Annotated in this window: 27 protein-coding genes and 1 pseudogene; 14 read left to right on the top strand and 14 right to left on the bottom strand. The window is 66.3% G+C overall.

Annotation, left to right across the window (positions count from 1 at the left end):
• Positions 1-38: 38 nt before the first annotated feature.
• Entirely contained in the window at positions 39-1,001 is a 963-nt protein-coding gene (locus NATPE_RS07875) for a transcription initiation factor IIB (protein WP_006182115.1), read from the top strand.
• 166 nt (positions 1,002-1,167) lie between these two features.
• On the opposite strand, the gene gfcR is transcribed toward NATPE_RS07875, so the two are convergent.
• Together gfcR and NATPE_RS07885 are read right to left on the bottom strand one after the other, a co-directional pair.
• Entirely contained in the window at positions 1,168-1,821 is a 654-nt protein-coding gene (gene gfcR, locus NATPE_RS07880; RefSeq protein WP_006182116.1) for a transcriptional regulator GfcR, read from the bottom strand.
• Entirely contained in the window at positions 1,818-2,942 is a 1,125-nt protein-coding gene (locus tag NATPE_RS07885) for a glucose 1-dehydrogenase (protein WP_006182117.1), read from the bottom strand. Before NATPE_RS07885 ends, gfcR begins: the two co-directional genes overlap by 4 nt.
• Before the next feature lie 164 nt (positions 2,943-3,106).
• Between NATPE_RS07885 and NATPE_RS07890 the strand changes: the two genes are divergently transcribed.
• The 3 genes from NATPE_RS07890 to NATPE_RS07900 all read left to right on the top strand — a co-directional run bounded on the left by NATPE_RS07890 (position 3,107) and on the right by NATPE_RS07900 (position 6,401).
• Entirely contained in the window at positions 3,107-4,405 is a 1,299-nt protein-coding gene (locus NATPE_RS07890) for an HAD family hydrolase (protein ID WP_006182118.1), read from the top strand.
• Positions 4,406-4,701: 296 nt separating this feature from the next.
• Complete coding sequence (locus NATPE_RS07895) at positions 4,702-5,382, top strand: helix-turn-helix domain-containing protein (protein ID WP_006182119.1); 681 nt, start codon at positions 4,702-4,704, stop codon at positions 5,380-5,382.
• Between the two features lie 95 nt (positions 5,383-5,477).
• The gene (locus tag NATPE_RS07900; protein WP_006182120.1) at positions 5,478-6,401 is read left to right on the top strand and encodes a dihydrodipicolinate synthase family protein; all 924 of its coding nucleotides are present in this window, start codon (positions 5,478-5,480) and stop codon (positions 6,399-6,401) included.
• Here the strand turns inward: NATPE_RS07900 and NATPE_RS07905 are convergent.
• Entirely contained in the window at positions 6,398-7,480 is a 1,083-nt protein-coding gene (locus NATPE_RS07905) for a hypothetical protein (protein ID WP_006182121.1), read from the bottom strand. The two genes, NATPE_RS07900 and NATPE_RS07905, sit on opposite strands and share 4 nt — an antisense overlap.
• Before the next feature lie 258 nt (positions 7,481-7,738).
• Here NATPE_RS07905 and NATPE_RS07910 point away from each other — a divergent pair, with 258 nt between their 5' ends.
• Both NATPE_RS07910 and NATPE_RS07915 read left to right on the top strand, forming a co-directional pair.
• On the top strand, positions 7,739-8,158 hold the full coding sequence (locus NATPE_RS07910) for a hypothetical protein (protein WP_006182122.1): 420 nt from the start codon (positions 7,739-7,741) through the stop codon (positions 8,156-8,158).
• A 65-nt stretch (positions 8,159-8,223) separates the two neighbouring features.
• Positions 8,224-8,763, top strand: a complete 540-nt coding sequence (locus tag NATPE_RS07915; protein WP_006182123.1) for an HAD family hydrolase — start codon at positions 8,224-8,226, stop codon at positions 8,761-8,763.
• Positions 8,764-8,792: 29 nt separating this feature from the next.
• On the opposite strand, the gene NATPE_RS07920 is transcribed toward NATPE_RS07915, so the two are convergent.
• On the bottom strand, positions 8,793-9,026 hold the full coding sequence (locus NATPE_RS07920) for a DUF5822 domain-containing protein (protein WP_006182124.1): 234 nt from the start codon (positions 9,024-9,026) through the stop codon (positions 8,793-8,795).
• 98 nt (positions 9,027-9,124) lie between these two features.
• On the opposite strand from NATPE_RS07920, the gene panB reads away from it, so the two are divergent.
• Together panB and NATPE_RS07930 are read left to right on the top strand one after the other, a co-directional pair.
• Complete coding sequence (gene panB, locus NATPE_RS07925) at positions 9,125-9,937, top strand: 3-methyl-2-oxobutanoate hydroxymethyltransferase (RefSeq protein ID WP_006182125.1); 813 nt, start codon at positions 9,125-9,127, stop codon at positions 9,935-9,937.
• A gap of 177 nt (positions 9,938-10,114) precedes the next feature.
• The gene (locus NATPE_RS07930; protein ID WP_006182126.1) at positions 10,115-10,315 is read left to right on the top strand and encodes a DUF7511 domain-containing protein; all 201 of its coding nucleotides are present in this window, start codon (positions 10,115-10,117) and stop codon (positions 10,313-10,315) included.
• A gap of 63 nt (positions 10,316-10,378) precedes the next feature.
• On the opposite strand, the gene NATPE_RS07935 is transcribed toward NATPE_RS07930, so the two are convergent.
• Entirely contained in the window at positions 10,379-11,155 is a 777-nt protein-coding gene (locus tag NATPE_RS07935) for an alpha/beta fold hydrolase (protein WP_006182127.1), read from the bottom strand.
• A 237-nt stretch (positions 11,156-11,392) separates the two neighbouring features.
• Between NATPE_RS07935 and NATPE_RS07940 the strand changes: the two genes are divergently transcribed.
• On the top strand, positions 11,393-11,641 hold the full coding sequence (locus tag NATPE_RS07940) for a DUF7127 family protein (protein ID WP_006182128.1): 249 nt from the start codon (positions 11,393-11,395) through the stop codon (positions 11,639-11,641).
• Positions 11,638-13,902, top strand: a complete 2,265-nt coding sequence (locus NATPE_RS07945; RefSeq protein WP_006182129.1) for a CDC48 family AAA ATPase — start codon at positions 11,638-11,640, stop codon at positions 13,900-13,902. The genes NATPE_RS07940 and NATPE_RS07945 overlap by 4 nt, the downstream gene beginning before the upstream one ends.
• Before the next feature lie 77 nt (positions 13,903-13,979).
• Here the strand turns inward: NATPE_RS07945 and NATPE_RS07950 are convergent, their stop codons facing one another.
• From NATPE_RS07950 to NATPE_RS07980, 7 genes are all read right to left on the bottom strand, one after another.
• Entirely contained in the window at positions 13,980-15,251 is a 1,272-nt protein-coding gene (locus tag NATPE_RS07950; protein ID WP_006182130.1) for an MFS transporter, read from the bottom strand.
• Between the two features lie 105 nt (positions 15,252-15,356).
• Complete coding sequence (locus tag NATPE_RS07955; RefSeq protein ID WP_006182131.1) at positions 15,357-15,836, bottom strand: peroxiredoxin; 480 nt, start codon at positions 15,834-15,836, stop codon at positions 15,357-15,359.
• A 131-nt stretch (positions 15,837-15,967) separates the two neighbouring features.
• Positions 15,968-16,912, bottom strand: a complete 945-nt coding sequence (locus NATPE_RS07960) for a hypothetical protein (protein WP_006182132.1) — start codon at positions 16,910-16,912, stop codon at positions 15,968-15,970.
• On the bottom strand, positions 16,909-18,084 hold the full coding sequence (priS, locus tag NATPE_RS07965) for a DNA primase small subunit PriS (RefSeq protein ID WP_006182133.1): 1,176 nt from the start codon (positions 18,082-18,084) through the stop codon (positions 16,909-16,911). The genes NATPE_RS07960 and priS overlap by 4 nt, the downstream gene beginning before the upstream one ends.
• Before the next feature lie 117 nt (positions 18,085-18,201).
• The gene (locus tag NATPE_RS07970) at positions 18,202-18,861 is read right to left on the bottom strand and encodes an FmdE family protein (RefSeq protein WP_006182134.1); all 660 of its coding nucleotides are present in this window, start codon (positions 18,859-18,861) and stop codon (positions 18,202-18,204) included.
• A gap of 30 nt (positions 18,862-18,891) precedes the next feature.
• A complete protein-coding gene (locus NATPE_RS07975; protein WP_006182135.1) occupies positions 18,892-20,823 on the bottom strand; it encodes a heavy metal translocating P-type ATPase in 1,932 nt (643 codons plus the stop codon).
• A gap of 6 nt (positions 20,824-20,829) precedes the next feature.
• Positions 20,830-21,042 (bottom strand): heavy-metal-associated domain-containing protein, encoded by a 213-nt coding sequence (locus tag NATPE_RS07980; RefSeq protein ID WP_006182136.1) that lies wholly within the window; start codon positions 21,040-21,042, stop codon positions 20,830-20,832.
• A gap of 294 nt (positions 21,043-21,336) precedes the next feature.
• Between NATPE_RS07980 and NATPE_RS07985 the strand changes: the two genes are divergently transcribed.
• Entirely contained in the window at positions 21,337-21,879 is a 543-nt protein-coding gene (locus NATPE_RS07985; protein WP_006182137.1) for an ArsR/SmtB family transcription factor, read from the top strand.
• Between the two features lie 27 nt (positions 21,880-21,906).
• Here NATPE_RS07985 and NATPE_RS07990 read toward each other — a convergent pair whose 3' ends face one another.
• Complete coding sequence (locus NATPE_RS07990; protein WP_006182138.1) at positions 21,907-22,383, bottom strand: GNAT family N-acetyltransferase; 477 nt, start codon at positions 22,381-22,383, stop codon at positions 21,907-21,909.
• A gap of 159 nt (positions 22,384-22,542) precedes the next feature.
• On the opposite strand from NATPE_RS07990, the gene NATPE_RS07995 reads away from it, so the two are divergent.
• From NATPE_RS07995 to NATPE_RS08000, 3 genes and pseudogenes are all read left to right on the top strand, one after another.
• The gene (locus NATPE_RS07995; protein WP_006182139.1) at positions 22,543-22,980 is read left to right on the top strand and encodes an archease; all 438 of its coding nucleotides are present in this window, start codon (positions 22,543-22,545) and stop codon (positions 22,978-22,980) included.
• 133 nt (positions 22,981-23,113) lie between these two features.
• Positions 23,114-23,422 (top strand): annotated as a pseudogene (locus tag NATPE_RS23350) (RtcB family protein); the annotation flags it as partial.
• Positions 23,423-23,470: 48 nt separating this feature from the next.
• On the top strand, positions 23,471-26,011 hold the full coding sequence (locus tag NATPE_RS08000; protein ID WP_394296295.1) for an RtcB family protein: 2,541 nt from the start codon (positions 23,471-23,473) through the stop codon (positions 26,009-26,011).
• Between the two features lie 344 nt (positions 26,012-26,355).
• Here the strand turns inward: NATPE_RS08000 and NATPE_RS21065 are convergent, their stop codons facing one another.
• Complete coding sequence (locus NATPE_RS21065; RefSeq protein ID WP_006182141.1) at positions 26,356-26,565, bottom strand: hypothetical protein; 210 nt, start codon at positions 26,563-26,565, stop codon at positions 26,356-26,358.
• Positions 26,566-26,631: the final 66 nt, after the last annotated feature.

The following is a 26,631-nucleotide window of genomic DNA, read 5'->3' on the forward strand; positions in this document are numbered from 1 at the left end:
AAGTTTATATGCCGTCGTGATACTACTATAAAAGTGCGATGACACGGTCCACCCGCCAGCGGGAGCGAACGCGCGAGACGGACGAGACCGAGGAACAAGAGGGGGTACGTGCCTGCCCCGAATGTGAATCGGATAATCTCGTTAAGGACTCCGACCGGGGTGAGCTCATCTGTGAAGACTGTGGGCTCGTCGTGGAGGAAGAACAGATCGATCCTGGCCCGGAGTGGCGGGCGTTCAATCACCAGGAACGACAGGAGAAGTCCCGCGTCGGTGCGCCGACGACCCAGACGATGCACGACAAGGGACTGACGACGACGATCGACTGGAAGGACAAGGACGCCTACGGCCGCTCTATCTCCTCGAAGAAACGCAGTCAGATGCACCGCCTGCGCAAGTGGCAGGAACGCATCCGCACCAAAGACGCCGGCGAGCGCAATCTTCAGTTCGCGCTCAGCGAGATCGACCGGATGGCCTCGGCGCTCGGCGTCCCGCGGTCGGTTCGGGAGGTCGCGTCGGTGATCTATCGGCGCGCGCTCAAGGAAGACCTCATCCGCGGGCGCTCGATCGAGGGCGTCGCGACCTCGGCGCTGTATGCCGCCTGTCGAAAGGAGGGCATCCCGCGAAGCCTCGAGGAAATTTCGGAAGTCTCCCGCGTCGAACGCAAAGAGATCGGTCGCACGTATCGATACATCTCGCAGGAACTCGGCCTCGAGATGCGTCCCGTCGACCCGAAGAAATACGTCCCGCGCTTCTGTTCTGAACTCGAACTCTCCGAGGAAGTCCAGACCAAGGCCAACGAGATTATCGAGAAGACGGCCGAGGAAGGACTGCTCTCGGGCAAGTCGCCCACGGGGTACGCCGCGGCCGCGATCTACGCCGCCTCGCTGCTCTGTAACGAGAAAAAGACCCAGCGCGAGGTCGCCGACGTCGCGCAGGTGACCGAAGTGACGATCCGCAACCGGTATCAGGAACAGATCGAAGCGATGGGCATTCACGGGTAGGGGTTCGCCGTCTCCGATTCGCTTTTTTGGGTCACTCACTCGACAGCGACCGGTCAGCCCGGGGTCACGAGACGCACGGAGCGGGCATCGGCCCGCCGGACCGAGCCGTCACTCGAGTACGTATCGGGCAAGCCGAACGAGTCGTACGGCAGCGGCCGGCGGTCGTCTAGTCGTCCTTGCCGACGCTGATGACCTGCAACAACGAGTAGACGGGGACGCCCGCGAGTTCCTCGAGGCCCTGTTTGTCCGCGAGGACGATACAGGCCAGCGGTGTGCCGCCCTCGGCGCGGATCGCTTCGATGGTCTCGCGCATGGTGGTCCCGCTGGTGATGGTGTCGTCGACGACGTAACACTCGCGGTCGCGGATTCCGGCGAAGTTCCGGGAGAAGGTTCCGCCGAGTTCGTCGATGTCGCCTTCCTCCCACTGGTGTTTCGCGGGGGTGTAGGTCCCGAGATCGGTCTCGAGTTCCCGGGCGACCAGCGTCGCGATGGGGCCGCCGGCTTTCTCGATGCCGATCGTGAGATCGACGTCCTCGCCGTGTTTGGCGAGCATGTCGGCCATCGCTTCCGCGATGGCGCTCATGCGTTTGCTGTCCCGGCCGATCGCCGACCAGTCGACGTGGATGTCCTGTGGCCCGCTTGCCCCGTTGTCGGGCTGGGCCGTCGGCTGGTCGGCCGGCTGGGGCGTCGTCCCGCTGCGCTCGACGAGCCAGCTCGCGGTCTCCCGCGAGACGTTCAACTCGTCGGCGATCTCGCCCTTCGAGAGGCCACGAGCCGCGAGTTCGGCCGCGCTCTCGATCAGGTCGTCGACGTTTTTCATATGGGCATAAATTCGACCGCCGTTTTTATAGTCGTATCGTCATCGGGGCCCACACCCGAACCGCCGTCGGTCGTCGCGGCGGGGGCCGTCGCCGATGGGAACGCTCGCTCGATCTCGTCGAGTCCGTAGATCCCGGTCACGATCGACTCGAGGAGCCAGTCGGGCAGCGCCGCGAGGGTATCGATGGCGGCCTCGAAGTGGCCGCGGTTGGAGTTGACGCTGCCGACGAGGGCCTTGTTCGAGAGGACGAGGTTGCGATGGAGGCGGCCACCGTCGATCTCGAACGTCCAGTCGGTGGGAACGCCGAGCAGGGCGGCGACGCCGTTGGGTGCCAGCGCGTCGATCGCCTCGAAGGCGTGTTTGGCGTGGCCGGTCGCCTCGTAGACGACGTCCATCGGCTCGTGGGCGGCGGCGACCTCGTCGACCGGTGTCTCGCGGGAGTCGACGTAGGTCGCGCCGAGTCGCTCGACGATATCGATCGTCGGGTGCGGGCGGTCCTTCCGGCCGAGACAGTAGACCCGCTCGTAGCCGAGCGTCTCGGTGAACATCGCGGCGGTCAACAGCCCCAGCGAGCCGGTTCCCAACACGAGCGCCGACTCGGGCCGCCAGTCGAACGCCGACCGGGACGCGCGGGCGTGTTCGATCGCCTTCTCGGTGATGCTGATCGGCTCGACGAGAAAGCCCCACGGCGCGAGTTCGTCGGGGATCGGGACGAGATACGCTGCCGGGCTCGTGACGTACTCGGCCATGAACCCGTGGGCCCCGACGATGCCGCGTTCGACGTACTCCCCCTCGGGGGCCATGTCCGGGTCGCCGCGCTCGAAGTAGTCGTTGGTCTCGACGCCCGGCGGGGGTCGGCGGACCGTCGGCACGACGTACTGGCCCGCCTCGAGTCCGGTGCCGTTCGGGTCCTCGACGACGCCGACGGCCTCGTGACCGAGGACGAGCCGATCGTCACCGTCGGGGACGCCGCCGTGCGTTCCCTCGATGACCTCGTAGTCGGTGCCATCGACGCCCACACGATGGATTCGGACGAGGGCCTCGCCGGGAGCCGGTTCGGGAACGGGTCGAGAAACGACGTCGGGGCCGCCCGCTCCGGGCTGGACTGCGATGGCTTTCATGTGAACTCGGTAGGGGCCGTGTGGATAAATATTTATTCCTATCCGAGTAAACTACCGTACTATCGGATGATCGAACGCTCACGCTCACACGAACGAGTCCGAACCGTGTCTCGCACTGACCGACACCGGAAACGGTTATCCGCCTGCCCATGCCTGTAACCCACATGGAACGGTACGATCTCGTCTACCGACTCTACGACGAGTACGACACGAAGACCCTCCGCGAGTACCAGGAGTTCGTCGACGTCTTCCCCGCCGTCGACTCCCGAGTCGCGTTGGAACACTGGCAGGAGGCGACCGAGGAACTCGAGGCCCGGAAAGACGAGATCCGGTCGGACTTCGCGGCCGGGGAGACCTTCGCCGAGATCGCCGCGCGGGCGACCCGTGATCAGGCCTTTACTGCCCTGGACCTCGAGACGAAGTACGGCCGGGCGGTCAACGTCCTCGTGTTGGACGTCGACGAGACGCTGCGGTCGGCCGGCGGCACGGACAACGAGATCCCCCGGGAGACGCTGCACCTCCTGACGGAGTTTCACGACGCCGGCGTCCCGATCGTCATCTGTACGGGCCAGACCTTGGAGAACGTCAAAGGCTTCGCGATTCAAGGGTTGGGCAGCGAGATCGTCCATTCGGGGAACCTCTCGATCGTCTACGAGGCCGGGACCGGCGTGTTCACACCGGGCCACGGCGCGGCGACGAAACAGTTGCTCTACGAGGACCTAGACGAGACCATCCGCTCGGTCTTCGACGACGTGCGGTCGCGGGTCCTGCCGGAGGCCCCGGAGGAACTCCGCCGGGGCTGTCACCTGCAGGGCAACGAGTTCAACGTCACGATGAAGCCCAACTACGAGACCGGCTCGGCGGACGCCCGCGACACCATCGACGAGGCGCTGGTCTATCTCATCGACCTGCTCGCCGACGCCGTCGGACGGACACTCGAGGGGGCGGCGACCGACGCCGGCATCGATGCAGCGGGAGAAAGCGACGGGCTGACGCTGGACGGGCAGACCGTCGCCGCCTGGACCCGCGCGTTCTACGCGGCCCAGGACCCCGAGATCAGGAGCGTCCTCGAGAGCGAGGGGGCTTATCCCGATCTCGCGGCCGACGCCGTGCCCGACTCCCTCGCGGCGGTCTTGGAGCGCATCGACGTCGCCTACTACGAGGCCGACGCGGCCGAGATCGGCAGCCTCGAGTTGAACAAGGTGATCGGTGTCGAGCGCGCGCTGGACGTGCTGGGCGTCGACGACCCGTTCGCCTTGGTGATGGGCGACTCCAAGAGCGATCTGCGGGTAATGCAGTGGGTCGCCGACACCGACGCCGGCATCGCGGCCGCCCCCGAACACGCCTCGCGGGATACCTTGGAACACGTCCTCGAGACGGACGAACTCGTCTTCGATCGGGGGAAAAGCGTCGACGTCCTTCGGACGGTGTACGCGCTCAATCGGCTGGCCCGACTGGGCTGAGCGAACAGTCGCGATCGCCGTTCCGCCACGTGGTTTTGACCGTCTCAACCGGTGACGTGCCGACTTAAACGGCCGGAATCGGAAGGGCCGCTCATCAAGCGTCCTGGAGTCCTCCGTTCTCCCAGCACGATCCGGTCGAGCGTGGTCGTCAGCGGCTGTCGGAGCCGTTCGACGCCGCGTCCCACGCCGCTGCGGATCGGCTGGATACGAATGAGACCACTCGAGTCACACTGCTCCCCTGACGGCGACAGCGGTCGCCGAACGGGTTCGACCGCACGTTCCGAGGTGACCGTCCAATGACGACGATCGCAGAACTCTCGCTTTCGACGGACGAGTTCGCACTCGCAGAGACGTTTCAGGAACTACCGGCCCTCGAGGTCCGCGTCGAAAGCGTCGTCGCGGAGGGGCCGACCCGGACCGTCCCGCTGGTCTGGTTTTCCGAGGTCGACCGCGAGAGCCTCGAGGCGGCGCTCGAGGCCGACGCGACCGTCGACGAGTACCGCCAACTCCTCGAGAACACCGCGGACGGCGACCTGTTCTACCGCGTCACGTACACGGAAGCGGTCGGGTCGGTCTGTTGCTGTGTGTACGAACACGGCGGGACGGTCCTTGACGCCCGCGTCGCGGACGGGCAGTGGACCCTCCGATTGCTCTTTCCCCACCGCGAGGAACTGTCCGACGCCGTCTCCGGGATCGAGGCACAGGGCGTCCGGATCGACGTCAGGCGCATGGTCGAGGCCGGCACGGACGAGGACCTCGAGACGACGGCGGCCCTGACCGAACCCCAGCAGGAGGCCATCGCCGAGGCCTACCGGCAGGGCTACTACGACGTCCCCCGCGAGATCTCGCTCGAGGAGTTGGCGAACGAACTCGATATCTCCCATCAGGCGCTGTCCGAACGGCTCCGTCGGGCGAACCGCGTCCTCGCGGGGGAACAGCTCGACGAGCCCGCCGGCGAGGTGGCGACGCCGGACTGAATCGCGTCGCGCCGCAAGCGACGCGCCACCGCTGTTGACCACCGAGCGCAGCGGACGGCGCGCCTTTTTTGCCCGTGCCGGGCGGACGGTCGTCCATGGCTCAGCACGACCCCGGCGCTGGGGATCCGCTGTCGCTTCGCGGCGTCGTCCCGCCGACGGTCACCGCGTTCCGAGACGACGAGTCCGTCGACTACGAGCGGACGGCCGCACACGCACGGTTCGTCGTCGATCGCGGTGCCCACGGCGTCTTTCCGCTCGGGACCAACGGCGAGTTCCCCCTCCTATCGGGGGCGGAACGCGACCGCGTGATCGAGGCGGTCGTCGACGAGGTCGGCGACGAGGTACCGGTTATCGCCGGCGTCGGCGCACCGAGTACCTACCGGACCGTCGCCCGCGCCGAACACGCCGAATCGGTCGGCGCCGACGGCATCGTCGTCGTCACGCCCTACTACTATCCGCTCGACCACGAGGGTGCGATCGAACACTACCGCCGGGTCGCCGCGGCCGTCGACCTGCCGGTCTACGTCTATCATATCCCGAGCAAGACGGGCAACGAACTCTCCCTCGAGACGCTCGCTGCCCTCGCCGAGATCGACAACCTCGCGGGCGTCAAGGACTCGAGCAAGGACGTCCCGTGGCTCGCACAGGCGGCCGACGCCCACCCGGAATTGACCTTCCTCGCGGGGTCGGACTCGCTGGTCTTTACCGGCCTCGCGGTCGGCTGTTCGGGCGCGGTCAGCGCCGTCGCCAACGTCTTCCCGGAACTGGTCGTCGACTGTTACGAGGCCTACGACGCCGGCGAACGCGAACGGGCCCGCGAGCTACAGAGCGATATCTTCGCCGTTCGGGACGCCCTCAAGACCGGCGATTCCTACATGTCCGGCGTGAAAACGGCGCTTCGCATGCGGGACTTCGACGCCGGACCGCTCCGGAGTCCGCTGCGGCTCGCGGACGACGAGTCCGCTGCCGAGATGCGCGACCGGCTTCGCGACCTCGACGTTCCCCTCGAAAGCCATTAGGCGTCCGGTTCCGGGCCGTTCGAGCCGACGATGGCGCTCGTCCGCGCCGTCCCCGTCAGTACGAGTACGGACTCGGCGTCGGACGACCGCTCGACGGTGTACTCCTCGAGCGTCGGGAAGGCGCCGTCGTCGATATCGCGGTTCGTCTCGACGAACCCCTCGAGCGCATCGAGCGCGGCGTCGTCGGCCGACTCGTAGCAGAACGCGTCGGTCACAGTCGTCGTCTCGCCGTCGACCGCGAGCGATCGCGCCGTCCCGACCAGGCCGGTCTGCCACTCCCAGTCGTAGGCCGGTTCCTCGGTCGGGTCCCGCGGCGGGAAGACGGCCGCGTTCGAGAACTGGCCCGATCCCCGCTCCGCGAGGAGAGGGCCCGCGTGGTCATCGTCGGCCCACCGGCGAGGGCCGTCGGAGTCGCCCCCGTCCCAGCGGGCCGCGAGGACGTACTCGAGTACTGCGTCGGAATCGATCCAGACGTCGCTCAGCGTTCGCACCGCGAAGTCATCCCGCAGGGCGAACCTGAAGCTCCCGAGTTCGTACAGGTCGAACCCATGTGCGGTCCCGGCCGCGACCACGTCGCCGGTCGACTCGTCCTCGAGGTGGGCCGCGATCGCGTCGGGGTCGAGCGATCCCGCGAGAACGTGGACCTCGGGGCGGACCCGTTCGGTGACGTTGGCCCCCGAGTCGGTGTGGACGAGGTCGAGCCACCAGTCGACGTGCTGGACGAGCTGCCAGTCGAGGTCCATCGCCGGAACGTTGACGGCGTCCCGTACCAGCCGGCCCCAGAGGTCGTCGTAGGAGAGTCGGTCGTCGTTGTCGAACACCACCGAGGGGTCCTGATATCGGAAGTTCCGCTCCCGGAACTCCCGATCGCGGACCTCGTAGCTCTCGCGGAGGAAGTCGGCCGGTTCCGGATCCGTGAGCCACGCCTCGATCGCCGGTTCCGAGTCGTCCTCATCGCCGTCGCCGTCGCCGATCAGCGGCAACTCGCTCGCACAGCCGGCTAGTGCAGTCGTTCCGATCGCCGCCAGTCCGGCACCGCCGCGTCGGAGGATCCCTCTCCGCGTCTGCCCGTTCGTCATCGTTCCCACCAGCCGATGGCCGCTCAAAAAGTGTTCTGATACTAACTGGTGGCTCGCGGGTCACGGTCCGAAGCGCCGTCCGGGAATTATTACGCCGGCGTCGAACGGCCGCCATGGAACTCACCGACGAACAGAAAGCGGTCCGCGAGACCGTCCGTGAGTGGTTCAGAAGAGGGTCATCGCGCGGGAACTGCTCGAGTAAGCGGTACTCGGCGGTATCACGGGAACGTATTTACGTCACGAAAGACGACTGTTTTTATGGTAGATGTTTCCGTCGGAAAGCTCTCAGTGTCCGGCTCTGACGAGCGGTCACGGGCGCTCCGCGAACTCCTCTATGCGACCGTTATGACACCGCTCCTGCTGTTCCCGGAACCGAGTCGGGAACTCGCATCGATGGAAGCGTCAGTGGCAGCCGTCGGACTCGGCGTAGTCGTCGGGGCTGCGGTCAGTCTCACACTGTCCGACGCGCAGCTCGGTCCGCAGGACGACCTGCTTGGGACGGTCGTAGGCGTCACGATAATCGGCGCTGTGACGGTCCTCCTCTGGATTTTGCTCCCGAGAGAGCACATCGCGACGTTCCTGCATTTTTCGATCGCATTTCTCTGGGGAGCGGCCATCGCGTCGACTGCTCGCCACGTCGTCCGACCGGCGCTCGGTGCGTCGGATTCGATCGAGTGAACGAGCGACGGGCAGGACCCTCTCGAGACCGAAGTCACTAATCCGTCGTGCCCCTAGCGTTCCGTATGTCCGAGTACGACGCCATCGTCTACGATCTGGACGGGACACTCGTCGATCTCGTGGTCGACTGGGACGCCGTCGCCACCGACGTCCGCGCGGTGTACGACGACGCGAACCTCGACCCCCCAGGTGAGGGGCTCTGGGCCATGCTCGAGGGCGCGGCCGAAGTCGGACTCCACGCGGAGGTCGAGGCGGCCATCGCGGCCCACGAACACGAGGGTGCGCGGTCCTCCGAGCGGCTCGCACACGCCGACGAGCTGCTCGAGCGGTCGCTGCCCGCAGGGGTCTGCTCGCTGAACTGCGAGCGGGCCTGCCGGATCGCGCTCGAGGAACACGCCCTCTCGGCGGCGGTCGAGGCGGTCGTCGGTCGGGACACGGTCGGGACGTGGAAGCCGGATCCGGAGCCGTTGCTCGCGACGGCGCGCCGGCTCGAGGTCGAGCCGGGGCGGGCGCTGTTCGTCGGCGACTCCGAGCGCGATCTCCGGACCGCAGAACGAGCGGGAATGGACTTCGAGTACGTCGGCGAGAGACCGTCGGGCGTCTGAGACCGACCAGCGGCGGCCGAATCTTCCGATTACGTCTGCTTTCGCTTGGCGTAGGCAAAGACCACGAGCGACGTGACTAACCAAACGGGGGCCCCGACCCGGATCGCGAACTCGGCCCGGTCGGCCCACGACGGCAGGGTCACGGTCGTCGAGAGGGCGACGACGATCGGTGCGCCGACCAGAATGGTGGCGACGAACGTCGTCTGCATCACCCAGCCGTAGTCGACCCCGTCGGGCGAGGTCGTTTCGACGCGTTCTGGCACGCGTGAGTATGGCGACCGGTCCCTCTTAAGCGCGCCGGGTCCGGCCGAGCGCGGCCGGAGAACAACGAGGTTTAATCGTGGGAGGTCAAGCTATGGGTATGCCTACCGTACGGGATGTCAGATCGAAAGCGGGCGAGGAACCGATCACGATGTTGACGGCGTACGATGCGCCGACGGCCTCGATCGTCGACGAGGCCGGCGTCGACATCATTCTGGTCGGGGACAGCCTCGGAAACACGACGCTCGGCCACGAGACGACCCTGCCAGTGACCGTTGACGATATGGCCCGGCACACGGGCGCTGTCGCGCGGGCGACCGAGGACGCGTTGATCGTCGCCGACATGCCCTTCCTCTCGATCGGCGTCGACGAGGCCGCAAGCATCGAGAACGCCGGCCGGATGCTCAAGGAAGAGGACGCCCACGCGGTCAAACTCGAGTGCGGTCCCCACACCGTCGATCTCACGAAAAAGCTGGTCCAGCTCGGGATTCCAGTGATGGCACATCTCGGGCTCACCCCCCAACACGTCAACCAGTACGGCGGCTATCCTCGGCAGGGAACCGACCAGGAGGCCGCCGAACGCATCCTCGAGCTGGCCGAGGCCCACGAGAACGCGGGTGCGTTCTCGCTGGTGCTGGAACACGTCCCCTCGAACCTCGCGGCGGAGGTCACCGACGCCATCGACATCCCGACGATCGGGATCGGCGCCGGGCCGGACTGCGACGGACAGGTACTGGTCGTCGACGACGCCGTCGGGCTAAGTGAGTGGACTCCCTCGTTCTCGAAACAGTTCGGGGACGTCCGTGGGGAGATGGAGTCGGCGATCGACGACTACGTCGCGGCCGTCGAATCTGGCGAGTTCCCCGCCGCGGAACACGGCCACGAGGAGAGCGATCTCGAGGAACTCTACTGACGGCTCCGTTCTCGGCTCGCGCGGCCGAGCCCGAACGGTCCGCTTGCAATCCCAGGGGTCGCTCGACAGTAAATATATAAGGGTGATAATACTACATGGTATTGTACTCTCGGTTTAGGGCAGACAGTTATATGCCAGAACGGGGAAGACGCGGATAGACCGCAGAGGATCGGTATCATGTCCGAATCATCGAAACGCGCCACCGGCGAACGCGAGTCGGCTAGCGACCACGGATCGGAACTGCAACACGTCACCGTCGAACACGACGATATCGCAGTGTGTACGATGTTCCCACAGGAGATCGACGAGGACGCGATATCGACGGCGTGGCTCACCGCCACGACCGACTCGTTCGTCGCGCTCGAGGACCGCCGGTAGCTCCCGCTCGCGGGACGGTCGCCGTTCTCCCCCGGTAGTACGGGTGGCTGTCGTCGCTCCCGATCAGCCCTCGAGATCCGCGAGAAACGCCTCGACGACCCCGTTGAACGCGTCCGGACGCTCGATCATCGCCAGATGCGCCGCATCCTCGATCTCGGCGAGCCGGCCTCTCTCGATCTCGTCGGCGAGGAACTCGTGGAACCACGGCGGCGTCAACTGGTCGTGTTCCCCATAGAGCGCGAGCGTCGGGACGGCGATCTCGTCGAGGCGGTCGCGGACGTCGAACTCGTGGGAAGTCAAGAAATCCCGTCGCGTGACTGCCTGTCCGGTGTCGGCCATCCGGTCCATCGATCGCTCGCGGACGGCCGGGTCGGGGTCGTGAAAGAGCCGGTCCGAGCCGTGCAGAAATTCGATCGCCCGCTCGAAGTCCGATTGCAGCCACGTCAACAGGTCGTCGAGAACGCCCAGCCGCGCGCCCGTCCCGGTCAGAACGGCGGCGTCGGGATCGACGTGGCGCTCGAGGAGCAGTTGGAGGACGACCGCACCGCCGAGCGAATTCCCGACGAAGACCTCGGCCCCGGTCGCCTCGACGACGGCGAGGGCGTCGTCGGTGTAGGCCGACAACGTGCTGTAGCCAGCGCTGGCGTCGATGTCCGCTGAGTCGCCGTGGCCGCTGAGGTCCATCGCGACGACGGGACGGTGTTCCGCCAGCGCGTGCTGGCCCGTCCAGACGTCGCGCGATCCCCCGCTGCCGTGGACGAAACAGATCGGCGGTCCGTCGGCCCCTCGGTCGATAACCTCGTACGCCGTCTCCCTGCCGTGATGTGTTACCGTTTCCATACGCGAGGACACGAGGGGGATGGGCATAAAGACTCGAGGCGGTTCTCACCGGAGAACGCCGGCACGGGGGATATCCCCGTTCGGGTCCAACGACCGCGTCCCGGGCCGGCGGCTGCCTCGCCGACCGGCACACCGTGAACTACGAACAACGATCTCTCTATCCACCCCGCCGCCTTCATGCGGTCTATCGGCAAAAGGTTTATATATTAGCGTCACTTACCTTGGGTTAGTTACAGCATGACTCTCGACCAATTCACCCGCGAAGAGGGGCAGTTAGCCCGTCGGTACGAGTACGACGACGCCACGGTCATGGCCGTCGACTTCGGGACCGACGTCGGGGACGTCGCTGTCGACGTCGTCGACGACACCGCCATCGTCGTCCTTGCGGACGACCAGTACGAGATCGAACTCCCGGCCGCTGCCGGGGACGCGCACACGTTTATGAAAAACGGCGTGTTCACTATCGAGTTAGAGGAGGAACTATGAAGCTTACCGTCAAACCACTGAAACAGAAGGACGCCGGCCGCGGACTCGCCGCGATCGACCGGGTATCGATGAACGAACTCGACCTCGAGAACGGTGACTACATCGTCATCTCGGGGAAGGGGGAGGGACAAGCCGTCGCTCGCGTCTGGCCGGGCTACCCGGAGGACGAGGGCCGGGGTATCGTCCGGATCGACGGCCGTCTCCGTCAGGAGGCCGACGTCGGGATCGACGATACGGTCGACATCGAACCCGCCGACGTCAAACCCGCGAAGTCGGTCACGGTCGCGCTCCCGCAGAACCTGCGTATCCGGGGCGACATCGGGCCGCTCGTCCGCGACAAGCTCTCCGGACAGGCCGTCACTGAGGGCCAGACGGTGCCGTTCTCGCTCTCGTTCGGCCCGATGGCCAGCTCCGGCCAGTCGGTCCCGCTGAAGATCGCCAGTACCTCGCCGTCGGGCACGGTCGTCATCACGGACTCGACCAGCATCGAAATCTCCGAGACGCCGGCCGAACAGGTTCAGTCCGGGGGCGGCGCGTCCGCCGAGGGCGTCCCCAACGTCACCTACGAGGACATCGGCGGTCTGGACGACGAACTCGACCAGGTCCGCGAGATGATCGAGCTGCCGATGCGCCACCCCGAGCTGTTCCAACAGCTCGGCATCGAGCCGCCGAAGGGCGTCCTGCTGCACGGCCCGCCGGGCACCGGGAAGACCCTGATGGCCAAGGCCGTCGCCAACGAGATCGATGCCCACTTCGAGACCATCTCCGGGCCGGAGATCATGTCGAAGTACTACGGCGAGAGCGAGGAGAAGCTCCGCGAGGTCTTCGAGGAGGCCGAGGAGAACGCGCCCGCGATCGTCTTCATCGACGAACTCGACTCCATCGCGGCAAAGCGCGAGGACGCCGGCGGTGACGTCGAACGACGCGTCGTCGCCCAACTGCTCTCGCTGATGGACGGCCTCGAGGAACGGGGCCGGGTCACGGTCATCGCCGCGACCAACCGCATCGACGACATCGACCCCGCGCTCCGGCGTGGCGGTCGCTTCGACCGCGAGATCGAGATCGGCGTCCCCGACAAGGACGGCCGCAAGGAGATCCTGCAGGTCCACACCCGCGGGATGCCCCTGCAGGAGGGGATCGACCTCGATCGGTACGCCGAGAACACCCACGGCTTCGTCGGGGCCGACTTAGAGAGCCTGACCCGCGAGGGCGCGATGAACGCCCTCCGTCGCATCCGTCCCGATCTCGATCTCGAGGAAGACGAGATCGATGCCGAGGTCCTCGAGACGCTCGAGGTCACCGAGGGCGACTTCAAGGAGGCGCTCAAGGGCATCCAACCGTCCGCGATGCGGGAGGTCTTCGTCGAGGTCCCCGACGTCACGTGGAACGACGTTGGTGGCTTAGAAGACACCAAAGAGCGGCTCCGCGAGAACGTCCAATGGCCGCTCGACTACCCCGAGGTGTTCGACGAACTGGACATGCAGGCCGCCAAGGGCGTGCTGATGTACGGCCCGCCGGGCACCGGGAAGACCCTGCTCGCGAAGGCCGTCGCCAACGAGGCCCAGTCGAACTTCATCTCGATCAAGGGCCCCGAGCTGCTGAACAAGTACGTCGGCGAGTCCGAGAAGGGCGTCCGCGAGGTCTTCGAGAAGGCGCGGTCGAACGCACCGACCGTGATCTTCTTCGACGAGATCGACTCGATCGCGGGCCAGCGCGGCCGCCAGCAGGGCGACTCCGGCGTCGGCGAACGCGTCGTCTCCCAGCTGCTCACTGAACTCGACGGGCTCGAGGAACTCGAGGACGTCGTCGTGATCGCCACGACCAACCGGCCCGACCTGATCGATTCGGCCCTGCTCCGTCCGGGACGCCTGGACCGTCACGTCCACGTGCCCGTCCCCGACGAGGGCGGCCGCCGGAAGATCTTCGAGGTCCACACCCGCGACAAGCCCCTGGCCGACGCGGTCGACCTCGACTGGCTCGCCGCGGAGACGGAAGGCTACGTCGGCGCCGACATCGAAGCGGTCACCCGCGAGGCCTCGATGGCCGCCAGCCGCGAGTTCATCAACTCGGTCGATCCCGAGGAGATGGCCGACACCGTCGGCAACGTCCGCATCAGCAAGGAACACTTCGAACACGCCCTCGAGGAGGTCAACCCGAGCGTGACCCCCGAAACCCGCGAGCAGTACGAGGAGATCGAAGAGCAGTTCGACACCGCCGAACCGGCTCAGGAAGAAGAGCAACTCGGCCGCACCTTCCAGTAAGCGAACTGGAGTCCGCGGCCCGTTCCGACCGTTTCAATTTTCGATGGCGACTCGACCGTCGAGCGACGGCACCGATCTCAGTCGTCGCCCGCGCTCGCGTCCGCCGCGTCGGGCGACTCGCTCGCGACCGGCGTCGGGCTGAACAGCAACCGCGCTGCGATCCCGGCACCGAGTAACGCGATCGCCGCGAGGGTCACGAACAGCGCCGCCGTCGTCGCGTGATCGAGCAGGTAGCCGCCCAGTGCGATGCTGAGCGAACCCAGACCGAACATGCCGAGGTAGGTGTAGCCGTAGGAGAGTCCCCGCGCGTCCGGGGGCGTGTAGACGGCGACGGCCTCCTGGTAGAACGGCTCGATCGCGAACAGCGCGAACCCGAGGACGCCACAGTACAGTAGGATCGGGAGCAGTCCCAGCCCCGAGACCGGCACGAACGCGACCGCGAGGACCGCGAGGCCGACGAAGACCACCGCCAGTCCGCGGGCGACGGGCACGCGGCTCGTCAGCTTTCCGGCGACGTACTGGCCGGCCATCCCGGCGACCAGCAGGGCGACGTAGAAGTAGTCGCCAAGCGAGAGTTCCTCGAGGGCGGCCGGCGGCTCGATTCCAGCAAGCGCCGGCAGCCCGTTGAGCAGTTCCGGCAGGTAGGTGAGGACACCCCGGTAGTAGAGCCCGACGACGGTGACGACGGCAAAGACCAGTAGGAACGAGCCGGTAAGCAGCGATCGCGAGGTCGCGACGAACTCGGCCACGGAGCGCGAGCCGGTCGACTCGCCGTCGTCCGCGACTGCCGCAGTCGGATCGAACCGGGCCCGCAGCCCGTAGAGGGTCGCGACCGCGCCGGGGATCGACAACACGACGGCGACGAGCCGCCAGTCCAGTACGAGCAACAGCGTCGCGGTCGCGAAGGGACCGAGCGCGATGCCGAGGTTGCCGGCGATGCCGTGCCAGGCGAAGACCGTCCCGCGGTCCTCGACGCCGGTACTGATGAGCGCCAGCCCCGCGGGGTGGTAGACGCTCGCGGTGACGCCCCAACAGACCAGCGCGGCGGCGATGCCGTAGATCGAGGTCGCGAGCGAGAGTCCCACGAAGGAGACGCTCATCCCGACGAGGCAGGCCAGAACGAGCCGCTTCGGCCCGTAGCGATCGGCGAGCAGGCCGGCGGGCAACGCGCCGATCCCGAACAGCGCGTAGCCGGCCGCGACCGCGATTCCGGCGACCGCGATGGAGATGTCGAACGCCTCGAGCCAGACGACCAGAAAGATCGGGATCGCCAGTTCGAACCAGTGGACGGTCGCGTGGGCGAGCATGGCGAAGGCCGCGATCGAGCGGTCGTTATCGTTGAGCGTCATATCGTCGAAGGGTCGATACCGGTCGGTTCGTGCCCGGCTACTTCAGAACTTGGAAACGAACGGTGAGCGGTTCGTCCGGTGACGGGACGGCAAGCGTCAGCCCGGCTACGGTGTGGCTTCCGCCGAGGCGTCCGCGAGGTCCGCGAGGATCTCTTCGGCGTGGCCCTCGGGGGTCACGTCCTCGTAGACCGCTTCGATGCGGCCGTCGGGACCGACGACGTACGTGTTGCGGAAGACGCCGTCGAAGGTGTTCCCGAACATCTGTTTCTCGCCGTAGGAGTCGTACAGCGTCGCGACTTCGCCGAACTCGTCCGACAGGAGGTCGAACCCGAAGTCGTACTCGTCGGCGAACGACTCGAGGTCGTCGACGGGGTCGTCGCTGATACCGACGACGCCGACGTCGCGGTCCTCGAAGCGCGCGAGCGCCTCGTCGAACCCGCGGGCCTCGAGCGTACAGCCCTCGGTGTTGGCGCGGGGATAGAAGTAGACGACGAGCCGCTGGCCGTCGAAATCGGACCGCGAGACGGTCTCGCCGTACTGATTTAGCAATTCGAACTCCGGTGCGTCGTCGCCGACGTCGAGCATGGGTTCGAGTTAGCGGGGGTTACTGTAGGTGTTACGGTTTCACACGATCAGTGCCATGCCGGCCGATCGGTCCGTGACGGTCAGCAAGGGATGGAAAGTCAGGCGAGCGAAAAACGGCCGGGTAGGGATGGTCACTCGAGGCGTTCGGCCGCGCCGCGATCGACGAACGGGGCGGCGTTCTGTTCCGGGAGTTCAACCACGTCGTCGCTGCTCAGCGTGTACTCACGACCGTCGACGCCGTAGATCGACCCGATGTCGTCGGTGATCCGGACGGTCGTCCGGTCCACGTCGCCGGCCGTCGCGCGCTCGTCGGCCGTGTCAGGATCGGCGGCCGCCCCGTCCGCGCCGTCGCTCGAGGGCGACGGGTCGGGTTCGGGAGCGACTTCCGAACCGGGCTCGCCGGACGGCTCCGGGGGAGTTTCCGGGTCCGCAGAGCCGCCCGCATCGACAGGGTCGTCGGCCGCTGGTCCGTCGCCGCCCATGACGTCCGCGGGGGAGACGCCGCTCGAGTCGCCGTCGTCCGGACCGGACCCGATTCCGGCAGGCGGCTCCTCGGGCGGTGCCGGCGGGGCGTCGTCGGGCTCGGGTGCCGGATCGCTCGAGGGTGAACCGGGGTGTCCCGGATCCGCGTCGTTCGGGGCAGGTGTGTCGTTCGACGGGACGGCGTCGCCGCCACCGGTCGATCCCTCGACGCCCTCGAGAACGTCGAGGACGCGAGTCTTGTTCGATCCGATGCGGTCGACGAGGTCGTCGAACAGGTCGGCCTCCTCGGCGGTCAGCCCCTCGTCGTCGGCGGGCATTCCGGCGGCGGCGAGGCTGGCCTGCTTGACGAGTTTGCCCATTCGGCGCTCGTAGATCGCTTCGACCACGTCCTTGGCGGTCTCGATCTCGTCGGTCAGTCGGCCGACCTCGGGCGAGGAGAAGGGATCCTCGGACGCCTCGGCGACCCGGTCGCGTTCGGCCTCCAGATCGGCGATGTACTCCCCGACCTCCTGGTAGAACGAGGGGCGCAGGTTCTGGAGGCTGTCCTTCTGGCGCTCCTTGCTCTGGACCGAGCGCAGTTCGTCCAAGTTCATTCTTTCTCCTTCTCGGCGCGGCCGCGTGCCATCAGGAACACGGCGACGTACTCGGGTAGTGACTGGTCACCCTCCGCGACCGTAAAGCTATCTCCTCCGAGTTCGACCTCGCCGCCGTCGGTGACGTCGACGGTGATCTCGTGGTTCTCGAAGGTCTCGGGAACGGCGTCGACGAGGGGATCGAAGTCCGCGATCTCGTCGCGCTCGAGCCGGACGGTCTTCAGGCCACTGCCGCCGTGGAGGCTGCCCGGCAGGCGGATCAGCCGGTTCGTGTCCGTCGTGACGGGTTCGTCGATGGGCGCGTTGTCCCGCTCGACGGCCTCGTTCGCGAACCGTTCGGCCAACTGCGCGATCGCGGTGTGGACGGTCACGTTGCCCGCCTCGAGTCCCTCGCGGTTGTTGCGGGCCGCGTTCAGCGTGGCTTGGGCTTTCCCCTCGCCGATCCCGTCGAACGACTGCAGCCGGTCGAGGGCAGCCTCCTCCTCGAGTTCGAGCAGTTCGTCGACGAAGCTCATGAAGTGATCGTGGATTCGTGCGCCCCAGCCACCCTCGATCTGGAGAGTGCGTCGCTCTGTCGGCGTCTTGCGCCCCAGCCCCGCGACGGTCTCGGTCTCGATCAGTTCGTCGAACTCCAGCCCGATCCCCCGGACGTAGTCGACGATCTCGCGGCGGTGTTCCCGATCGAGGCCAAGGACGTTCTCGTCGCGGACGTGGACGTGATATCCCCGGCCGCCGGAAAAGACGATCTCGAGGTCCTCGAAGGCGAAGTCGGTCTCGAGGAAATCGAGCAGCCGAAGCAGGGCGTCTTTGCATTTGGCGAGCATCTCGGCGTAGCTGTCCTCGCCCAGCGTCACGCTGGGCAGGTGGTCGGCGTCGAGGTCGAAGACGAGGTCGGCCGACTGCCAGTCTTTCTCGTGCATCGAACTCGCGCCGGGATCGCGAAAGCGCCCCGCCGAGAAGTAGACGTGGCGCGGGCGCTTCCGGACCAGAAACTCGGAGAGATCCCCCAGCTCGAGCAGCGAACGGTGGCGGACCATCGTCGTGTCGGGGCCCTCCGTCCACGGGATGAAGCCCCACTCGCGTTCGTTGGCCGCGGGCGGCGGCGTGATCTCCGTCCGTCGGTAGTGGTCGCGAAATCGCCCGCGAAGATAGGCCCTCGTTCGCTCTTCCATACGATTGGCCTACTCGGGGTGGGGCCGGTATAATTGTATTGGACTGGCCGCGCGACGGGCGGGACGGGGCGGCTCGAGCGGTTCGCCGACGGCGGCGGTCACGGGCTCGAACGGCGCTCAGTCGTCGCCGGGCCGAGTCGCGGGGCCATTGACCGTGACGAAGCCGTCGCCGCGGAGGATCCGTTCGACACGGCCGTGCCAGTCCTTGGCGAAGGCCGCACGTTCCTCGGCCGTCGCTTCGCCGTCGATCAGCGACTGGAGGTGCCGCGTGCCCGGCCCGGCCTCCGGAATCGCCGTCGTGTCGTAGGTGACCCGGACGGTCTCGTCGGTGTCGGTGCGGGTGAACTCAAAGGTGACGCCGTCGGTGCCGATCGCCCCGAACCGGAGCAGGTCTTTCCGACCGCCGTGGCCGCCTGCCAAGCCCGCGAAGCCGTCCTCGCCGGCGGCCCCGGTCACGTACGAGAGCAGCCGCGACGTGACGCCGTAGGCGGGGTCGTTCCGCGGGCCGCCCGCGAGAACTTCGATCTCGCTCCGGACCGGGAGCGAGTCCGGGTACAGCGCCTCGAGGCCGTCCCGTGCCATTCGGTACGCCCCCGCCGCCGTGGGACAGGAGTGGCCCGCCGCCTTCACCACGTCCTCGTAGGTGATGACGATCGGGTCGCCCGGCTCGAGGACGGCCAGCGCCTCCGCGGCGGGGTCGCGCAGCCGAATCGGTTCGATATCGTCGTAGTCGATCGCCCAGTTCGTTCGGTCGGTGTCGTTGGTCGTCTCTGTCATTGTGGATTCGAAGATCGCATCGGTCGGTAGTCAGTACCGCAGCAACCGCATCCCGTTCAGGATCACCAGCAACACGCTGGCGATGTGAAGCAACATCCCGGCGGCCATGTGGACGGCCCCGGCGACGACGCCGGCCAGCAGCAGGCCAACCGTCGCGACGGCGATCGCAACGTTTTCCGAGACGTTCCGGCGGGTCGCCTTGCTGAGCCCAACGGCCTCGGGAACCCGCTCGAGGTCGTCGGCCAGCAGCGCCATGTCGGCGGTCTCGATGGCCGCATCGGTGCCCGCAGCGCCCATCGCGACCCCGACGTCGGCGGTTGCGAGCGACGGCGCGTCGTTGATGCCGTCGCCGACCATCGCCACGACGTGGCCCTCGGCCCGGAGCGACTCGATGGCGTCTCGCTTCTCCTCGGGCAGCAGTTCGGCCCGGTAGTCCTCGATTCCGACCGCCTCGGCGACCGACCGCGCGGTGCGTTCGTTGTCGCCGGTCAGCATCACCGTGCGGACGCCGGTATCTTCCAGGGCCGCCACGGCGTCGCTCGCTGCGGGTCGGAGTTCGTCCCGTATCGAGACGACACCGACGACCTCGCCCTCGAGGGCAACGTAGACCGCCGTCTCGCCGGCCGCCTCGCGTTCGCGGGCATGAGCCGCGATCTCCGACGGGACCTCGAGCCCGCGGTCGGCGAGGAGCGCGCGGTTGCCGACCGCGATCGTCCGGCCGTCGTACCGGGCGACGACGCCCTTGCCCGCGACGACGTCGAAGGCCTCGGGATCGGAGACCGTCGGCCCGTCGGGCTCGGGGCCGGCCGAATCCCCCGCGCGGTCGGTGACGACGCCGCCGTCGGTGGCGGTCCCGCGAGCGGTGCCCTCGCCAGCCCGAGCGGCCGCGAGGATCGCGTCAGCGAGGTGGTGTTCGCTCTTCTTTTCGGCGATGGCCGCGGAGCGAAGCACGTCGTCATCGGCGACCCCGAATCCGTCGACGTTCGCGACGGCCGGCTCGCCCTTGGTCAGGGTGCCGGTCTTGTCGAACGCGACGCAGTCGATCTTTCCGGCGGTCTCGAGGTGTTCCCCGCCTTTCAGCAGGACGCCGGAGCGGGCGGCCGAGCCGATGGCGCTGACGATGCTGACCGGCGGCCCGATGACCAGGGCACCGGGACAGCCGATGACAAGCAGCGTCAGCGACGTGACGGCGTTGCCGGTGATCGCGTACGTTCCGACCGCCAGCACGACGATCGCGGGCGTGTAGTACCGTGCGAAGCGCTCGATGATCGTCTCCGTCGGCGCTTGCGCTTCCTGTGCCTCCTCGACCCGGCGGATGATCCGCTCGAGGGTCGTGTCCCGGCCGGTGTCGGTCGCGACGACCTCGAGTGCCCCCGCTTGGTTGATCGTCCCGGCGTAGACTTCGTCGCCCGCGGACTTGCGGACGGGCGCGCTCTCGCCGGTCACGGGCGACTGGTCGATCGCGCTCTCACCGTCGGTAACCTCGCCGTCGACGGGCACTTTCGCGCCGGGTTTGACGATCACGGTCTCGCCCGGTTCGACCTCGCGGGCGGGAACCTCGACAGTCTCGCCGTCGCGGCGGACGATCGCCGTATCGGGGGCCAACTCGAGCAACTCCTCGAGGGCCGACCGGGTCTTGGCCATCGTCCGAGCCTCGAGGTAGTTGCCGAGCGAGAACAGGAAGACGACGGCGGCGGCCTCCCAGTACTCGCCGATGACGATCGCTCCGACCGCGGCCAGCGTGACGAGGGTGTTGATACCGACGGTGCCGCTTCGAAGGGTGTAAAAGGCCTTCTTCGCGACGTCGTAGCCGCCGACGGCCGCGGCGAGGATCAGCAGTCCCGCGCTCAGCAGGGCCACGTCGTGGAGGGTGCCGACGGTCCAGCCGACCGAAAGCAACAGGCCGCTCGCCGCGACGACGATCGGTTGCCGGTGGGCGCGAACGTATCGCTTGGCGTTCACGTTTCGTCACCGCACCCGGGGGGTATACCCCTGTTTCGTGATGGTTCGCTCGAGGGCGTCCGTCTCGACGACACCGTCGTCGTACTCGATCTCGACGCGGCCGGTCGTGTAGTGGACCTCGACGCGGTCGACGCCGTCGGTTTTCGACAGCGCCCGCTCGACGTTGCTCGCACAGGTCGGACAGTCGAAGTCGGTCACGCGGTATTCGATCTCGGTCATCGTTGCTCGAGTGAGTATAGGGACCCCGTTCGTAAATACATCACCCAAATGACTTGTTTGGTCGCACGGACGGGGGATTCCGCCGGTGAAACGACTCGTCTAGACGGCGGGCCAGTCTCGACCGACACACTGTGGGACGTCGCTTCTGCTGTCCCGATCGCAGAACACTGTCTCGATTCGGATCCGTTCGTCGACGACTCATGCAACAATGTCATTTTTTGAATACGGGTGCGCTCTCTCGAGGGCGTTCGGCTGAATCACTTTTACCGTTCGACGCCCAACCACGACCACTCAATGGCCGAATTCACCTCGGACGTGACGATCGAGGACATCGCGGTCCGGGACACGAACGTCTCGAGCGCCGTCGACGAACCGCTGCGCGCGATGATCCTCGACATGCTGGCAGAACGGGCACGCTCCGTCGCGGAGATTCACGCGGCGCTGGGCGAGCGGGGATACGACCGGACCCCGAACACGGTACGCCATCACGTCAACGAACTCCGCGACGCCGGCCTCGTCGAGGTCGCCCGCCTCGAGGAACGTGGCGGCGCGACGACGAAGTACTACCGCGCGAATACGATCGTCCTCTCGTACGCGCTGCCCGACGACGCCGACGCGGCGGTCGCGGCGATGGCCGACGAGATCGCCCCCGAGGTAGCCGCCCTCGTGGCGGAGCTACGCGAGGAGTACGGCGAGGAGATCGACCGAATCGTCGGGGAGATGGCACCTTGTGAACACTGCCGCACACAGAAGTACGAGACCTACCTGCTGTCGACGGTCCTCCGCCGGGCGTTCGTCGCGGGAACCGTCAGGGACGGGCCGGCGGCTGACGGATAGCGCGTCGACGAGCCGCAGAACCGGTCGTTACCGCCGAATCAGATCCGAGATCTTGTCCGTGATCCCGACGTCCGCACCCAGTTTCAGGTAGTAGGCGTCGCCGCCGTCCTCGTAGTAGTCGTCGATCCGGCGCTTGATCTCGAAGCCCAGATGCTCGTAGAACTGGAGGGCGTTCTCGTTGCTCGTCCGGGCATGACACGTGATGGTATCGTGATCGTCGGCCACGCGGGCGACGAGTCGCTTCCCGATCCCCTCGCTGCGATAACGGGGTGCGACCGCGAGAAAGAGAATATAGCCGTCGCGTCGCACCGCCGCGAACCCGATCAACTCGTCGTCCCGGACGTAGCAGTGGACCTTCGACCGTCGGTACGCGTCGGTAAAGAAGTCGTGGCGCTGTTTGAGTACGCCCTCCTCGCGACGGATCTCCTCTTTGAGTTCCCAGGCGTCGTCGACGAAATCGTCGCTCCCCGGCGCGACGACGCGACTATCGATGTTGACGCTCACTATCATAGTCTACCAGCCTGTCCACTATAATTCCACCGGCAGTGCGGTCTCGGGAACGTCGGACGACGGGGTGTGGTACCTCCTCGACACGCCGTTGGTGGCGTCGTCCTCGAGGCCGAACCGACGGTCATACCACCCCCGTCCGCGAACGGCCGCCACATGGGGTTCGAACTGCGCGATCACACGGCCGACGTCGCGGTCGCTGCGACCGGCGATTCCCTCGAGGCAGTCTTCGAAGCGACGGCCGACGGCCTCGCGGCCGCGTCCTCCGACGACATCCCGCCCGAGACCGGTGAGCGGTTCTCCCTGACCGTGACCGCCGAGCGACGCGAGGCGCTGTTGTTCGACTATCTCGGCGAACTGATCTACCTGCGGGACGTCCGCGCCGAGCTGCCCGTCGATAACCGAGTCGAGAGCATCGAAGCGACCGAGGCCGAGAGCGACGCCGACGCGACCGCGTGGTCCCTCGAGGCCAGCGCCCGTGGCGTCCCGCTCGGGGCGGTCGACGCCCGCGAGGTGAAGGCCGTGACCTACTCGGAGATGCGCCTCGAGTCCGTTGCGGACGGCTGGGAGGCCTACGTCGTCTTCGACGTCTGACCGTGCCGTCCATCCGCGCGAGTCGTCGCGGTCACCGTTGGCCCCTCCCGTCGCCGCGACCCGACAGTGAGACGGACTCTCGAGGGCGCTGGTAAGACGAACATCTTTCATCGCCGGGGTCGGATGCTCGGGTATGACTACCTACGACGCGAACGGCATCACGTTAGAGCGGGTGCGCGAGTACGTCTGGGAGATCCCACGAGAGGGTGACATGCGCGTCCCGGCGCGAGTGTTGGCCAGCGAGGCCCTGCTCGAACAGATCGAGGACGACAAGACACTCGAGCAGATCAAAAACACGACCCACCTGCCGGGGATCACCGACCACGCGATCTGTATGCCCGACGGCCATCAGGGCTATGGCTTCCCCGTCGGTGGGGTGGGTGCGCTCGACGCCGAGAACGGCTGTATTTCGCCGGGAGCGGTCGGCTACGACATCAATTGCCTTACAGGCGATTCGGAAGTACTCCTCGAATACGGCCGTCGCACCCCGATCGAAACTCTCGAGGACCGCTTCGAAGCGGAGAACGCGATGGTCGTGGATAATGACCTCACACCGTCTCCGATTCGGCTGTTTACCGAACGCGAGAACGCGGCTGTGTACGAAGTAGAGACCGAAACCGGCGATCAGATCACTGCGACCGCGGATCACCCCTTCCGAACGCCTGACGGGATGCGACCGCTCGAGAAACTCTCCGAGGGCGACGAGGTCCACATCCAACCGTTCCACGGCGTTCCCGACGAGGAACCCGATGAGTTCACCGTCCTCAGCAAGGATGACTTCGCGGACGAGAATCCACAACTCGTCCGCGCGCTCGAGAAGCGGGATCTCCTTCCGCTGCAGTCGACCGACGACGCGTTCAACCGATTCCTCAAACTCGTCGGGTTCCATACTGGCGACGGTGCGATCGGAAGCGGCGGACAGACATGGTTCTACGGAGAACCCGAAGACCTCGAATCTATCCGGAACGATATCGAAGCGATTGGATTTACCCCTTCGAAAATTTACGAGCGAGATCGATCGCACGAGATCGACGGAAAAACGTTCGAGACGACGGAGTACAGTGTTCGATCGACTTCGAAGGCGTTCCAGAAAATGCTGCTCGCACTGGGGGCTCCTGACGGACGCAAGATCGAGTCGGACTTCACGACGCCGTGGTACTTCGCTCGACTGACGAACTGGCAGAAAGCGCTGTACGTCTCGGCGTATTTCGGAGCCGAAATGAACGCTCCCGCGGCCCAGCACGACAAGAACCTGTACTGTCCGAAGGTGTCACAGACGCGTGTCGCCGACGTTGCGGACGCCGGTGAGAAATTCATGGGGGAACTGGCTTCCTTCCTCGACGATCTCGGTATCGAAACGAACGAGATCGAACGGTTCGAAACGGACTCGAGCGCGGATCGAGAGACGATCAGACTTCGGCTCGGTATCAAAAACGATTCCGAGAACCTCATTACGTTCTTTTCGACCGTTGGCTACCGCTATAATCATGAAAAGCGACAAAAAGCTGCCAAAGCAGTCCAGTATCTCAAGACAAAAGAGGCCGTGATCGATCGTCGAGCGACGATCGCCCGCGAAGCGAAAGCGATGGCCGACGGTGGAACGCCAGCGAGCGACATCAAATCGGAATTCGAGATCAACGAGCGGTTCATCGAACGGAGTATCTGGGGTGGGCGAAGCGGACGGCCACGACCACCGACGGAATTCCCCGGATTCGAGGACTACTGTGAAACGACGAGCGTCGATGACAATTACACCGTATCAACCCGAATCGGATCCATCGAGAGAGTCGATGAACCGCAAACGGTGTACGATATCGGCGTCTCCCACAATGCGCATAATTTCGTCGCTAACGGGTTTGTCGTCTCTAATTGCGGTGTCCGGATGATGCGGACGAACCTCACCTACGACGACGTACAGGGCCGCGAGGAGGAACTCGTCGACTCCCTCTTCGCGAACGTCCCGTCGGGCCTGGGCGGCGGCGGCATCGTCGAGGCCGGCGTCGACACCGTTGAGGAGATCCTGGCCCGCGGCGTCGACTGGGCGCTCGAGAACGGCCACGCCGTCGAGGACGACTTACTGCACTGCGAGGACGAGGGCATGCGCGAGGGCGCGGACCCGGACAAGGTGAGCCAGAAGGCCAAGGACCGCGGGAAGAACCAGATCGGCTCGCTGGGCTCGGGCAACCACTTCCTCGAGGTCCAGCGCGTGACCGACGTGTTCGACGGCGAGGTGGGCGAGGCCTACGGCCTCTCCGAGGACCAGATCGTCGTCCTCATCCACTGCGGGTCGCGGGGACTGGGCCACCAGACCTGTAACGACTACCTGCGGAAGATCGAGCAGCAACACGAGGGACTGCTGAACCAGCTGCCGGATACCGAACTGGCGGCCGCGCCCGCCGGCTCGCAACTGGCCGAGGACTACTACGCGGCGATGAACGCCGCCATCAACTTCGCGTGGGTCAACCGCCAGCTGATCATGCACCGCACGCGGCAGGTCTTCGAGCGCGTGTTCGATCGCTCCTGGGAGGAGATGGACATGCACCTGCTGTACGACGTGGCTCACAACATCGCGAAGAAAGAGACCCACACGGTCGGCGAGGACGGCGAGGAACGGGAACTCTACGTCCACCGCAAGGGCGCGACGCGGGCGTTCCCCGCGGGCCACCCCGAAGTCCCCTCGGCCTACCGTGACGTCGGCCAGCCGGTGATCATCCCCGGCAGCATGGGCGCGGGCAGCTACGTCCTCCGCGGCGGCGAGAATTCCATGGACCTCACGTTTGGCTCGACCGCCCACGGCGCAGGTCGGTTGATGAGCCGCACGCAGGCCAAAGACGAGTTCTGGGGCGGCGATGTCCAACAGGACCTCGAGGAACAGAGCCAGATCTACGTCAAGGCTCAGTCGGGCGCGACGGTCGCCGAGGAGGCCCCGGGCGTCTACAAGGACGTCGACGAGGTCGTCCGCGTCTCGGACGCGCTCGGGATCGGCGACAAGGTCGCGCGGACGTTCCCCGTCTGTAACATCAAGGGCTGATTGGGAACTGTCCGCTGCTTTTATAGACTCGTTCCGTGCTGCTCATCGGAAGAATACTGCGATTTTGCCACGTAAACGCAGGTATGCGGGTCAGTACGGACGACGGCTGTATCCGTCTTCCCGAATCGATCCGGGAGACGTTCGGGGACGAGTTCGAACTGATCGATCGCGGGGATCGCCTCGTACTCGTTCCGGTCCCGGACGAGCCGCTCGAGGCCCTTCGCGACGAAGCGCGACGGAGCGAAAAAACGGCCGACGAACTCAAGGAGAGCGCGTTGGACGCGACCCTCGGGAAGCGGGACGAACCGAACTCGAAGAAACGGACTGACCGTCGCCGCTTGCGTTCACTTCAGTCGGTACGGATTGTCCTCGTCCTCGCCGTCACCGTCGCTCTCGTACGGTTTCCGCGCGGTGATCGTCACCGTCGCCTCGGGGTCGTCCTCGTCGGCCCACGGGCTGTCGTAGGCCGAGATCTCGAGATCGGTTACGTCCCAGCCTTCGTCCTCGATGAGGTCGACCAGCCGTCGCTGGTCCTCGAGCATGTCGTCGTCCATGGCCGGCGGTTCGAGCGCGAGCGGCGTAGACCTTCCGCCGGTCGGCGTCGCCGATCCTCGTAGCGG

The organism is Natrinema pellirubrum DSM 15624 (assembly GCF_000230735.2).
In the GTDB taxonomy this organism is placed as follows: domain Archaea; phylum Halobacteriota; class Halobacteria; order Halobacteriales; family Natrialbaceae; genus Natrinema; species Natrinema pellirubrum.

Bases quoted from the DNA above. Each gene is read 5' to 3' on its own strand.
- NATPE_RS07875 (WP_006182115.1), top strand. From the start codon at position 39: ATGACACGGTCCACCCGCCAGCGGGAGCGAACGCGCGAGACGGACGAG.
- gfcR (WP_006182116.1), bottom strand. From the start codon at position 1,821: ATGAAAAACGTCGACGACCTGATCGAGAGCGCGGCCGAACTCGCGGCT.
- NATPE_RS07885 (WP_006182117.1), bottom strand. From the start codon at position 2,942: ATGAAAGCCATCGCAGTCCAGCCCGGAGCGGGCGGCCCCGACGTCGTT.
- NATPE_RS07890 (WP_006182118.1), top strand. From the start codon at position 3,107: ATGGAACGGTACGATCTCGTCTACCGACTCTACGACGAGTACGACACG.
- NATPE_RS07895 (WP_006182119.1), top strand. From the start codon at position 4,702: ATGACGACGATCGCAGAACTCTCGCTTTCGACGGACGAGTTCGCACTC.
- NATPE_RS07900 (WP_006182120.1), top strand. From the start codon at position 5,478: ATGGCTCAGCACGACCCCGGCGCTGGGGATCCGCTGTCGCTTCGCGGC.
- NATPE_RS07905 (WP_006182121.1), bottom strand. From the start codon at position 7,480: ATGACGAACGGGCAGACGCGGAGAGGGATCCTCCGACGCGGCGGTGCC.
- NATPE_RS07910 (WP_006182122.1), top strand. From the start codon at position 7,739: ATGGTAGATGTTTCCGTCGGAAAGCTCTCAGTGTCCGGCTCTGACGAG.
- NATPE_RS07915 (WP_006182123.1), top strand. From the start codon at position 8,224: ATGTCCGAGTACGACGCCATCGTCTACGATCTGGACGGGACACTCGTC.
- panB (WP_006182125.1), top strand. From the start codon at position 9,125: ATGCCTACCGTACGGGATGTCAGATCGAAAGCGGGCGAGGAACCGATC.
- NATPE_RS07930 (WP_006182126.1), top strand. From the start codon at position 10,115: ATGTCCGAATCATCGAAACGCGCCACCGGCGAACGCGAGTCGGCTAGC.
- NATPE_RS07935 (WP_006182127.1), bottom strand. From the start codon at position 11,155: ATGGAAACGGTAACACATCACGGCAGGGAGACGGCGTACGAGGTTATC.
- NATPE_RS07940 (WP_006182128.1), top strand. From the start codon at position 11,393: ATGACTCTCGACCAATTCACCCGCGAAGAGGGGCAGTTAGCCCGTCGG.
- NATPE_RS07945 (WP_006182129.1), top strand. From the start codon at position 11,638: ATGAAGCTTACCGTCAAACCACTGAAACAGAAGGACGCCGGCCGCGGA.
- NATPE_RS07950 (WP_006182130.1), bottom strand. From the start codon at position 15,251: ATGACGCTCAACGATAACGACCGCTCGATCGCGGCCTTCGCCATGCTC.
- NATPE_RS07955 (WP_006182131.1), bottom strand. From the start codon at position 15,836: ATGCTCGACGTCGGCGACGACGCACCGGAGTTCGAATTGCTAAATCAG.
- NATPE_RS07960 (WP_006182132.1), bottom strand. From the start codon at position 16,912: ATGAACTTGGACGAACTGCGCTCGGTCCAGAGCAAGGAGCGCCAGAAG.
- priS (WP_006182133.1), bottom strand. From the start codon at position 18,084: ATGGAAGAGCGAACGAGGGCCTATCTTCGCGGGCGATTTCGCGACCAC.
- NATPE_RS07970 (WP_006182134.1), bottom strand. From the start codon at position 18,861: ATGACAGAGACGACCAACGACACCGACCGAACGAACTGGGCGATCGAC.
- NATPE_RS07980 (WP_006182136.1), bottom strand. From the start codon at position 21,042: ATGACCGAGATCGAATACCGCGTGACCGACTTCGACTGTCCGACCTGT.
- NATPE_RS07985 (WP_006182137.1), top strand. From the start codon at position 21,337: ATGGCCGAATTCACCTCGGACGTGACGATCGAGGACATCGCGGTCCGG.
- NATPE_RS07995 (WP_006182139.1), top strand. From the start codon at position 22,543: ATGGGGTTCGAACTGCGCGATCACACGGCCGACGTCGCGGTCGCTGCG.
- NATPE_RS21065 (WP_006182141.1), bottom strand. From the start codon at position 26,565: ATGGACGACGACATGCTCGAGGACCAGCGACGGCTGGTCGACCTCATC.